9 protein-coding genes are annotated in these 10,827 nt (G+C 39.9%); 3 read left to right on the top strand and 6 right to left on the bottom strand.

The genetic code is table 11. The features are described from left to right. Nucleotides 1–186: 186 nt before the first annotated feature. Both HT728_RS05610 and HT728_RS05605 read left to right on the top strand, forming a co-directional pair. The gene (locus HT728_RS05610) at nucleotides 187–1,905 is read left to right on the top strand and encodes a phospho-sugar mutase (RefSeq protein WP_173234270.1); all 1,719 of its coding nucleotides are present in this window, start codon (nucleotides 187–189) and stop codon (nucleotides 1,903–1,905) included. A 111-nt stretch (nucleotides 1,906–2,016) separates the two neighbouring features. Continuing rightward, nucleotides 2,017–2,364 (top strand): thioredoxin, encoded by a 348-nt coding sequence (locus tag HT728_RS05605; RefSeq protein ID WP_173234268.1) that lies wholly within the window; start codon nucleotides 2,017–2,019, stop codon nucleotides 2,362–2,364. A 275-nt stretch (nucleotides 2,365–2,639) separates the two neighbouring features. Here the strand turns inward: HT728_RS05605 and HT728_RS05600 are convergent, their stop codons facing one another. The 6 genes from HT728_RS05600 to HT728_RS05575 all read right to left on the bottom strand — a co-directional run bounded on the left by HT728_RS05600 (nucleotide 2,640) and on the right by HT728_RS05575 (nucleotide 9,500). Further along, nucleotides 2,640–3,479, bottom strand: coding sequence for an amino acid ABC transporter substrate-binding protein (locus HT728_RS05600; RefSeq protein ID WP_164226888.1), 840 nt, complete (start codon nucleotides 3,477–3,479; stop codon nucleotides 2,640–2,642). Between the two features lie 9 nt (nucleotides 3,480–3,488). After that, complete coding sequence (locus tag HT728_RS05595) at nucleotides 3,489–4,118, bottom strand: amino acid ABC transporter ATP-binding protein (RefSeq protein WP_173234266.1); 630 nt, start codon at nucleotides 4,116–4,118, stop codon at nucleotides 3,489–3,491. A 9-nt stretch (nucleotides 4,119–4,127) separates the two neighbouring features. After that, the gene (locus HT728_RS05590; RefSeq protein WP_031222863.1) at nucleotides 4,128–4,769 is read right to left on the bottom strand and encodes an amino acid ABC transporter permease; all 642 of its coding nucleotides are present in this window, start codon (nucleotides 4,767–4,769) and stop codon (nucleotides 4,128–4,130) included. Nucleotides 4,770–4,914: 145 nt separating this feature from the next. Then, entirely contained in the window at nucleotides 4,915–6,144 is a 1,230-nt protein-coding gene (locus tag HT728_RS05585; protein WP_173234264.1) for a tetratricopeptide repeat protein, read from the bottom strand. Beyond that, on the bottom strand, nucleotides 6,134–7,300 hold the full coding sequence (locus tag HT728_RS05580) for an AI-2E family transporter (RefSeq protein WP_119920095.1): 1,167 nt from the start codon (nucleotides 7,298–7,300) through the stop codon (nucleotides 6,134–6,136). The genes HT728_RS05585 and HT728_RS05580 overlap by 11 nt, the downstream gene beginning before the upstream one ends. Nucleotides 7,301–7,523: 223 nt before the next feature. Next, nucleotides 7,524–9,500, bottom strand: a complete 1,977-nt coding sequence (locus HT728_RS05575) for a peptide ABC transporter substrate-binding protein (RefSeq protein ID WP_173234262.1) — start codon at nucleotides 9,498–9,500, stop codon at nucleotides 7,524–7,526. A gap of 193 nt (nucleotides 9,501–9,693) precedes the next feature. On the opposite strand from HT728_RS05575, the gene HT728_RS05570 reads away from it, so the two are divergent. Beyond that, nucleotides 9,694–10,707 carry a lactonase family protein gene (locus tag HT728_RS05570; protein WP_173234260.1) on the top strand — a complete coding sequence of 338 codons (1,014 nt, stop codon included), beginning with the start codon at nucleotides 9,694–9,696 and terminating at the stop codon, nucleotides 10,705–10,707. The last annotated feature ends 120 nt before the right edge of the window (nucleotides 10,708–10,827 follow it).

The raw sequence follows: 10,827 nt of genomic DNA, 5'->3' as shown, positions 1-10,827 counted from the left end.
TTTTATTATGAGAAGACTTACTTTTTTTACTGAGATTGAATTTTCCCTAGCCTCAACATCATATAAACCCCAAATTCAATCCGACCTGGTTTGAAAAGATTTTCGAAGCAGATAAGGTTTTACTAAAACTAAAAAAAATGATATAATCAAACTGATTAAATGTTTTAAAAATAAAGGAGAATTTTAATGTCTTACCAAGAAAATTACCAGAAATGGGTTGATTTTGCGGAGCTTCCTGACTATCTTCGTCAAGATTTGGAAAATATGGACGAAAAAACAAAGGAAGATGCCTTCTATACAAATCTTGAATTTGGTACTGCAGGTATGCGTGGTTTGATTGGTGCTGGTACAAACCGCATCAACATCTACGTTGTTCGCCAAGCTACTGAAGGATTGGCTCGTTTGATTGAGTCAAAAGGTGGAAACGAAAAAGAACGCGGTGTCGCAATTGCCTACGATAGCCGTCACTTCTCACCTGAGTTTGCCTTTGAATCTGCAGCAGTTCTTGCTAAACACGGTATCAAATCTTATGTATTTGAAAGCCTTCGTCCAACTCCAGAACTATCATTTGCAGTTCGTCACCTCAACTGTTTCGCAGGTATTATGGTCACAGCCAGCCACAACCCTGCTCCATTTAACGGTTACAAGGTTTACGGTGAAGACGGTGGACAAATGCCTCCACACGACGCAGACGCTTTGACTACTTATATCCGCGCAATCGAAAACCCATTTGCGGTAGAAGTTGCTGATGTGGAAGCTGAAAAAGCTTCTGGCTTGATCGAAGTTATCGGTGAAGCTGTTGACGTAGAATACCTTAAAGAGGTTAAGGACGTAAACATCAACCCAGCCTTGATTGAAGAATTCGGTAAAGACATGAAGATTGTCTACACACCACTTCATGGTACTGGTGAAATGTTGGCTCGTCGTGCTCTTGCCCAAGCAGGATTTGACTCAGTTCAAGTCGTTGAAGCGCAAGCAACTGCTGATCCAGACTTCTCAACTGTAAAATCTCCAAACCCAGAAAGCCAAGCAGCCTTTGCCCTTGCTGAAGAACTTGGTCGTCAAGTTGGTGCAGATGTTCTTGTGGCAACTGACCCTGATGCTGACCGTGTTGGTGTTGAAGTTCTTCAAAAAGATGGTAGCTACCTTAACCTATCAGGTAACCAAATCGGTGCTATCATGGCTAAATACATCTTGGAAGCCCACAAAAATGCTGGAACTCTTCCTGAAAATGCAGCCCTTTGCAAATCTATCGTATCAACTGACTTGGTAACGAAGATTGCTGAAAGCTACGGCGCAACCATGTTCAACGTTTTGACAGGTTTCAAATTTATCGCTGAAAAAATCCAAGAATTCGAAGAAAAACACAACCACACTTACATGATGGGATTTGAAGAAAGCTTCGGTTACTTGATTAAACCATTCGTACGTGATAAAGACGCTATCCAAGCTGTTCTTGTCGTTGCTGAACTTGCTGCCTACTACCGTTCACGTGGTTTAACCCTTGCTGACGGTATCGAAGAAATCTATAAAGAGTATGGCTACTACGCAGAAAAAACTATCTCTGTTACCCTTTCAGGTGTTGATGGTGCTGAACAAATCAAAGCAATTATGGCTAAATTCCGCAACAATGCTCCAAAAGAATGGAACGCAACAGCTATCACTGTCGTAGAAGACTTCAAGGCACAAACTGCTACTGCTGCTGACGGTACTGTTACAAACTTGACAACTCCTCCAAGTGATGTGTTAAAATACACACTTGCTGACGGTTCATGGATTGCCGTTCGCCCTTCAGGGACAGAACCAAAAATCAAGTTCTACATTGCAGTTGTAGGGGAAACAAACGAAGAATCACAAGCTAAGATTACTAATATCGAAGCAGAAATCAATGCTTTTGTAAAATAAAGTCCTATAAAAGATGAGACCAAACAATCTCATCTTTTTTTCGTATCAAATCTAAGCAATTTTAGAAACTTTATGGCATACTAGACTTATCAATGAAAGCGAGGTAATCTCATGGAACAATTTTTAGATAATATCAAAGACCTTGAAGTCACTACAGTTGCGCGTGCGCAAGAAGCTCTTGATAAGAAAGAAACTGCAACCTTCTTCATCGGTCGTAAAACTTGCCCTTACTGCCGTAAATTTGCAGGTACATTGTCAGGTGTCGTAGCTGAAACCAAAGCTCACATTTACTTCATCAACAGTGAAGAACCAAGCCAACTCAATGAGTTGCAAGAATTCCGCTCACGCTATGGAATTCCAACTGTACCAGGCTTCGTTCACATTGCAGATGGACAAATCAATGTCCGTTGCGACTCTTCAATGTCAGCACAAGAAATCAAAGATTTCGCAGGATTGTAAAAAATCAGCTAACAAGTCTTAAAATCACAAAAACGCATAATATAAGGTGCCAGAAACCCTTGATATTATGCGTTTTATTGTTCCTAAAACAGTTGCATCAGCATTTCATTACAGAACATTTTAATTTTGGAAGTCAAATCAATTTTTAACAATGGTTTAAAATCACAGTGGGCTATTTATTCAATTATGCAGATTCAATCGCTATTATCGTTTTCCTAGATTATAAAAAAACTACGTTTTGCTAATCAAAACGCAGTCTCAGCCACTATTTTATATTACTGTCCTTCTTTTACTTCTTTGGTTGCTACATCTTCTCCAAACCATTTTTGGCTGATTTCTTGGAACTTTCCTTCTTGGTATAGTTCGATTAAGGCCTGGTTTAATGCTGTTAATAATCTTTTATCAGCTGGTCTAACTCCGACCGCAAAAGATTCACTTTCAAATCCTGCTGAAAAAACATTATAGTCATTTAATATCCCTTCAGACTGAAGATAATAATTGGCATACACTCGGTCAATTAACAGAGCATCAATCCGGTCATTTTTCAAATCAATCAAGGCCTCATTAAAACTCTGGTACTGATTAGCCTTCTGGTCTTTGACACGATTTTTCAGTAAATCTGGCTGGGCTTCGAAGTCTAAATAACCAGAGGAACCAGCTTGGGCACCCAAGATCTTATCCTTCATATCCTCTACTGAATGAATTTGCTGGCTTTTCTTCGCAACCAGAACTTGCTGATTTTCCATATATGGAATGCTAAAGGCAACCTTCTCTCGGCGTTCATCAGTGGCAGAATAGCCATTCCAGATGGCATCTATAGTTCCATTTTGCAGTTCCGTCTCCTTCATATCCCAGTCAATTGGCTGAAATTGCACCTTAAAACCTAATTTTTCAGAAACTGCTTGTGCTAAGTCAATATCAAAGCCCGTATATTGGCCATTCTTTTCTTCAAAACCCATGGGTACAAAGGTATTGTCAAAACCAATGGTTATACTGCCTTGCTCTTGATACTTATCCCAGTTATCTTGCTTTGGATCACTAGCCTTCTGAGTACAAGCTGTTAAAAAGAGAGTCAGGAGAGAAAACAATACTAAAACAATTTTCTTATTAGTCATCGACACCTCCTACTTAGGCTCAACCTTGAGAATCTGATCTGCGATATTTTCCGCGAACTGCAAATCGTGGGTTACCACAATCTGGGTCATCCCAAGTTCCCTATTTTGCAAGATTAGTTTTTCCACTTCCAAGCGTAATTCTGGATCCAGGGCAGAAGTTGGTTCATCGTAGCCAATGATTTCTGGGTCAATCATCATAGCACGCGCCAAGGCCACCCGCTGCTTTTGCCCACCAGATAATGAAAATGGATAGGCATCTGCGTGTCCTCCTAGTCCTAATTGTTCCAAGAGACCACGCGCCTTCTTCTCAGCCTCTTCCTGCTTCATCCCCATGGTCTTCACAGGCGATAAAGTCAAATTGTCCAGAACTGATAAATGAGGGAACAGTTGAAAATCTTGGAATACAAATCCCAGTAGGTTTCGCTTCTGTAATTCATCCAACTCTAAAGGTTGTCCATTATAAAAGATTTGCCCTGAATCAATGGTTTCAAGACCTGCAAGCATACGTAAGAGGGTCGTCTTACCGCCACCAGAAGGTCCAACGATAGCCAGGATTTGCTTTTCAGGAATACTTAGACTGAAATCAGACAGGATTTGTTTGTCTCCAAATTTCTTATTGATATTTCGTAATTCTAACATGGCAACCTCCTATCTATAATAACTGTACTTCTTCTCAACTTTTTTGGAAATAATTGTCACAATCCCAATTAAAATCAAGTAAATGGCACCTGCCAAGAACATAGGAACCAGACTAGCATCGCGGTTAGCAGCTGTTCGACTAGCCAAGATAAGATCTGAAATTCCTAGAGCATAGACCAGAGAAGTATCCTTTACCAAACTCATAACCTCATTAAAGACACTAGGAAGAACAATCTTGGTCACCTGAGGCAAGATAATATAGCGTACTGTGGCAAAGGGACTAAACTTCAAGACCTTGGCAGCCTCATACTGTCCTCTTGGAATAGTGTCAATTCCTCCACGGAAAATTTCTGCAAAGTAAGCTGCATAGTTGAGAACAAAGGCAATAATGGCAGCAGGAAGGCGGTCTAAACGAATCCCAATACTTGGAAGCACATAATAAATAAAAATCAGTTGCAAGAGTAAGGGGGTGCCACGCATAACCCAGATGTAAATGTTAATCAGATAATGGAGGGGCTTCCAATGGACTTGCAAGGCAAAGGCAATCAAAACGCCCAAAGGAATCGAAAATAGCAAGACCAGTGCAAAGACCTGTACAGTCGTACTCGCACCATTCAGTAAACTCGGTAATATCTCAAATAAATAAGACATACTGCACCTCCTAAAAGTAATTGTTCCTATTATAGCATGAATAAACAAAATAACCAACCATTTTTGCAAAAAAATTCTATCATATACAAATAAAAACCGTAGCTATCAAAAGAGATAAACTACAGTTCTATATGTTTAAACATTCTTACAATCTCTCAAATAGTTCTTGCATTTGCACATCATCTGGAACCAGTTTTAAGTAAGCTTGTGCATTGACTTTTGCTTCCTCAAAGTAGCCCAATTCACGCAAGAGGTAGATATAGTGTTCCAGAAACTCTGGATTGTCCTTCAAATCTCCTGACAACTCTTGGTAATGCTCATAGGCAGTATCCAAATCGTCTATTTCTTGATAGGAACGAGCAATCATCCACTTGGTCAAGAGATTTTCTGGCTCCTCACTTTGCAAGTCTAGAATATCCTCATAACGCTCCTGCTCCAGATAAATAGTTGCTAGACGGAGTAAGATTTCTTCCGTATCCTCAGCATCTTCTTTAGCAGTAAGGAGGTAGTTCTCTGCTCCACTAGCATCATGCAATTCATAAGAAAATTGTGAAGTAGCCAGCAAGAGGCGAGTTTCAAAGGGATTTTTCTCTAAGCCTTGCTTAGCGATACGCAGGGCTTCTTGAACTTGGTGTTCCTTATGTAAGGCCTGGCTATAACCATATTCATAGCCTTCAAAGTCAGGAGAAATGGTATCGATCTGCTTAAAGTAGAGGACGGCCTTTTGGTACTCTTCTTGATCAAAATAAAGACTGGCCAACTCAAAAGCTGTTAGGTCATCGTATTCTAACTCCAAGGCTTTTTCTAAAAACTCTATAGCCGCTTCAAATTTCCCCAACTGTGCATAGGCAAAGCCAATTCGTTGATAGGTGGAAATGCCTGTTTGCTCATAAATCGAGCGATTATCTAACTGAGCATAGCCTTGAATAGCCTCTTGGTAATTTTCCAACTCACTATCCAACTCTGCCAAGCCCAGTATCAAGAGAGGATCCTCTGAGTAGGTCAAGGCTTCCAATAATTTCTCACGCGCCACATCTGTCAAACCCTCCATCTGGTAAAGATCTGCCTTAAGAAGCAAAGCCGACACATACCAGTCACTGTCAGCTTGGATTTCCTCAAGATAAGCAAAGGCTTCCTCTATTTGACCATCCTCGCTAGCAATTGCAGCTAGATTAAGATGAAGCTCTGGGAAATCCTCTACAATTTTCAGGTAAATCTCCTTTGCCTGAGGATAAAAACCAATCCCTTCAAGATAAGTTGCCAACTCATACAGAAGGTCACTTGAATCATTTTCTAAAGCTTCGGCGAAATAGTGCTCTGCCTTGGCTAAATCTTGCTCTTCCAAAGCCTGTAACATCTGTTGACTATTGTTCACTTTTGACTTCCTCTCCCTCTACTTCATATAGACCACTGACTACCTTATACCATTCGAAAATGGCTGAAATGACAACCTTAGCAGAGGCATAAACCGGAATACCAAGTAAAACTCCCCAGATACCAAACATAGATCCTGAAGTTAACAAAACAAAGAGAACATTAATGGGATGGATATTTAATTGACTTCCCAAAATCAATGGAGAGACAAAACGGCCTTCAATAGTTTGTTCTACGATAAAGACAATCACTACTTTCAAAAGCATGACTGGTCCAGCAATCAAGCCCAGAACTAAGGCAGGAAGCATAGCTAGGAAACTACCAAGATAAGGAACCAGATTTAAAATACCAGCAGTAACACCAAGCGTAACCGCATAGCGTAGACCGATAATCTTGAAGAAGATCATAAACATTACCGCAACAATAATAGCCACTGTCACTTGCCCTCGAACATAGTTGGACAACTGTTGATTCACGTCTGACAAAACTTGTCCAACAGGTTCTTTCAATTTTCTTGGCATGAATTGGGTCAAATAGTTACGCAAGCCTTTCCCATCACGCAAGAGATAAAAGAGCATGAAAGGAACGATAATCAAGGCAACAATCACTTGAGATGCCCCGCTAATAAAGGCACTCACCCAGTTGACTGCCTGAGATGAAACCTTACTTGCCCAAACTGTAGCCTGACTAGAGAAGTTTGTCAAAACCTGCTCTAACTGAGGTCTGAAATCATCTGGCAGATGCTGGGCTACCAATCCATTAACAACCCTATCTATATCTTCTAAGTAAACAGGAACGTTTCTTGCAAAGGTCAAAACCTGGCGTTGCAGATTTGGAATGGCGACTGCCAAGCCCCAAATAATAAAGAGAGCAATGATGACAAAGACAATAGTGATAGCTATAACGCGATTGACTTTGTGTTTTTCCATCCAATCAACAATGGGATTCAATAAATAATATAACAAACCAGACAGAATGACTGGTAACATCACAACTGCTAAAAAGTCTAAAACAGGTGAAAATAGAAAACTAATCTTACTTAAAATAAAAAGATTGAGTCCCAATAATAAGGTTACTAAAAATACCGTAATGGCCTTGTTATCTAAAAACCACTTAAAAAACCAAGATAGGCTAAAATGTTTCTCTTTTTGCTCCATAAATACTTCCTTTCTATCGTCCTCTCATTATACCATTTTTGAAGTAAAATAACTCTTTTTTTAAGTGCTTATACTCTTCGAAAATCAAATTCAAACCACGTCAGCTTCGCCTTGCCGTACTCAAGTACAGCCTGCGGCTAGCTTCCTAGTTTGCTCTTTGATTTTCATTGAGTATTACATGGAGACAGCGACATAAAAAATCTCCTCAAAAGAGGAGATTCGATTAGTCTTGAATATGACGGTCTAAGTTCTTCTGATAATCAGCATTTGATTTGGCTTTTTCCTCAGCAAATTTCTTGCGGAAGTCATCCATTTCTTTAGACGTTACAATCTTGTCTTGTAATTTTTGGTACTTGTAGCTGTGTTCACTTGTCTTATCACCTACCCAACCATCTGCACCGCTACCTGGAACTTTCTTCGTTATTAGCATTTGGGCACCATCTGAGTATACAGGAATAACCAAGGCACTATCTGTTAACCAAGCTTGTGCTTTAGCATATTTAGAATAACGTTTTTGCAGATCTGTTTTCTCACCACTAGCATCCGTAATTAACTCTTTAAACTTATCTAAACCAACAGCTTTGATGGCCGGATTATCTGTACCTGGTGCTACACCAAGTGCTCCTAGAAGAGTTGGGCCAGATGTTGGATCAAATACATCTAAATAGGTTGATGGATCTGCATAATCAGGACTCCAACCACTATTTACATTGATATCCCAATCAGTATTGTTAGTCGATGTTGCAAATACTGTCATATTTCCCAATTCATCATCAGAAACTTGTTGAATGTCAATCACTATATTTTCAGAGCCTAAGGCTTCCTCAATGTATTGTTTATAAGATTGGGCTTGACGAATAAAATCTGTCTGAGTAGAGGAAACTGGAAGGTCTAAATGAACGGGGAACTGTACTCCATCGGCTTGAAGTGTTTTCTTGGCAACTTCAAATTTAGCTTTAGCCTTGTCTACATTATGAAGTGAATCTTGTGCATCATCAAGACTGACATCTTTCCATACATCATCTAACTTATCCAATTCTGCCTTAGCTACTTGCCCAAATGACTGCTCTCCAACTTGGACAAATGTTGGAGGGGTAAAACTTGTACGTAATTTACGAGGTGCCACTTCGTCCCCAAATACTTGAGATACTGCAGCCGTACGATCTGCAGCGAAAGCCAAGGATTGACGGAAATCTTTATTCAACAAAGCCTTTTTAGTGGATGATTTTTCCGCATCACTTGTTTTAGCAGTATGGTTATAAGCTACACGATCAATATTAGTAGACATATAGAATACGCCACCTCTTTGTTGACCATATACAATATTATCCTTGTACTTTTCTTTTAGACGTTCATAATTGGCAGAATTTTTAAAGAGAGGTGCCGCTGGATAATGTCCTTCATCAAAGCCACGTCCAAGAGAATCGGCATCCTGACCATCAAAGAAAGACAATTTAATATCATCAATAAAGACATTTTGCTTATCCCAATAGTTTTGATTTTTGGTCATCTCAATGGAAGATTTAGATGTCAATCCTTTTAGGAGATAGGCACCATTATAAAGAATGCTTGTTACATCAGTCGCCTTCCCAAAGTCATCTCCTTTAGAAGCCAAAAAGTCCTCGCTAATTGGGGCAAGAACGCCCATTGTTGTCTTGGAATTCCAGAAAGATTCTGGATGGTTCAAAGTGTAAACAACCGTATAATCATCTGTCGCTTTTACACCAACAGTAGAGAAATCTGTTGTTTTTCCATTGACATAATCGTCCAAACCTTGAACTGAGTCTTGAACCAGATAAAGAGCCTGTGATTTCTTATCAGCTGCGTGCTTCAGACCAGTTACAAAGTCCTGAGCTTTGACTTCACCATACTCTTCGCCTTCATTGGTATACCATTTGACACCCTGACGGATTTTATAGGTATAGGTCAAACCATCTTTTGAAACAGTCCAATCTTCTGCAACTGATGGAATCAGATTCCCATATTGGTCATTTTCAAGTAGACCGTCAATAACATTACCTGTAATCTGTTTAGTGCTGACATTCCCAGAAACTGTATAATCCAGAGTCGTAGGGTCTGTAGAGAAGACATAGGTATAGGTAACAGGTTTAGTAGCATCTTTACCACCTGTTGAACACGCTGCTAGCATAGCCGCCGAGAGTATAGCTACACCAGCTGCTAGAAAAACTCGTTTTTTCATAGTAAGGACTCCTTTAAACATTTTATGAGTTCATTATAGCACTTTTAAGAAGAAAAGTAAGGAAAACAATCTCTTATTATATTTTTCAAAAAACTAATCAATTATTTTTTTAAAGGGCTTACATCTAATTGGATGTCTTTAATTGGCTTGTTTTTGTGATATAATAGTCTTATCTTTATATAGAGGTAACGTTATGAAAGAAACTGTTTATTTTGGAACTTATACACGTCGTACTTCCCAAGGAATTTACAAGGCTGACTTTGATACAGAAACTGGTCAGCTTTCAAACCTAGAACTTTTTGCTACTGAGCCAAGTCCGACCTACCTTGCCTTTGACCAGCACCAACACCTATACACTGTTGGTAGTCAAGATAACAAGGGGGGCATTGCAGCCTATCAAACTGACGGGACTTTATTAAATCACGTCGTTGAAAAAGGAGCTCCCCACTGTTATGTTGCTGTTGATGAAAAGCGTGATTTGGTTTACGCAGCCAACTATCACAAGGGACAAGTCCTTGTTTATAAACGTCAGGAAGATGGTAGTCTTCTACTTAGTGATATGGATCAACACAGTGGCCAAGGTCCACATGAAAATCAAGCTTCCCCCCATGTTCACTTTACAGATTTAACACCTGACCACTATCTAGTGACCTGCGACTTGGGAACGGACCAAGTCATCACCTATGACCTTGATCAAGAAGGGAAATTATCTAAACTCTATACCTACCACAGCCAGCCAGGAGCAGGTTCACGTCACATTATTTTCCATAACCACTATAAAATCGCTTATCTGATTTGTGAACTCAATAGTACTATCGAGGTTTTAATCTACGATGGCGTTGGCGAATTTGAACGCATGCAGGTGATTTCAACTTTACCAGAAGCTTACGAAGGCTTTAATGGAACTGCTGCTATTCGTCTCTCAAAAGATGGTAAATATCTCTACGCTTCTAACCGTGGCCATGATTCTATCGCAGTATATACCATCCTTGCGGACGGTAGCTTAGAATTGCTAGAAATCGTTCCAACACATGGTCAGACTCCGCGGGATTTTGATTTGACACCTGACCAAAAATTTCTCATTGCTGTCCACCAAGACTCTGACAATGCAACTGTCTTTAAACGTAATTGTGACAATGGTCGTCTAGCAGAACTCTCCAACGACTTCCATGTTCCAGAAGCAGTCTGCATCCGTTTTGCTCCTTAGTACTCTTCAAAATCTCTTCAAACCACGTCAGCGTCGCCTTACCGTAGGTATGGTTACTGACTTCGTCAGTTCTATCCACAACCTCAAAACTGTGTTTTGAGCAACCTATGGCTAACTTCC

Origin of the sequence: Streptococcus sp. 544 (genome assembly GCF_013277385.1) — a bacterium.
GTDB lineage: Bacteria > Bacillota > Bacilli > Lactobacillales > Streptococcaceae > Streptococcus > Streptococcus mitis_BA.
Note: the sequence above shows the minus strand (reverse complement) of the source record. Positions and strands in the feature narration are given on the sequence as shown.

Bases quoted from the DNA above. Each gene is read 5' to 3' on its own strand.
- HT728_RS05610 (WP_173234270.1), top strand. From the start codon at position 187: ATGTCTTACCAAGAAAATTACCAGAAATGGGTTGATTTTGCGGAGCTT.
- HT728_RS05605 (WP_173234268.1), top strand. From the start codon at position 2,017: ATGGAACAATTTTTAGATAATATCAAAGACCTTGAAGTCACTACAGTT.
- HT728_RS05600 (WP_164226888.1), bottom strand. From the start codon at position 3,479: ATGACTAATAAGAAAATTGTTTTAGTATTGTTTTCTCTCCTGACTCTC.
- HT728_RS05595 (WP_173234266.1), bottom strand. From the start codon at position 4,118: ATGTTAGAATTACGAAATATCAATAAGAAATTTGGAGACAAACAAATC.
- HT728_RS05590 (WP_031222863.1), bottom strand. From the start codon at position 4,769: ATGTCTTATTTATTTGAGATATTACCGAGTTTACTGAATGGTGCGAGT.
- HT728_RS05580 (WP_119920095.1), bottom strand. From the start codon at position 7,300: ATGGAGCAAAAAGAGAAACATTTTAGCCTATCTTGGTTTTTTAAGTGG.
- HT728_RS05575 (WP_173234262.1), bottom strand. From the start codon at position 9,500: ATGAAAAAACGAGTTTTTCTAGCAGCTGGTGTAGCTATACTCTCGGCG.
- HT728_RS05570 (WP_173234260.1), top strand. From the start codon at position 9,694: ATGAAAGAAACTGTTTATTTTGGAACTTATACACGTCGTACTTCCCAA.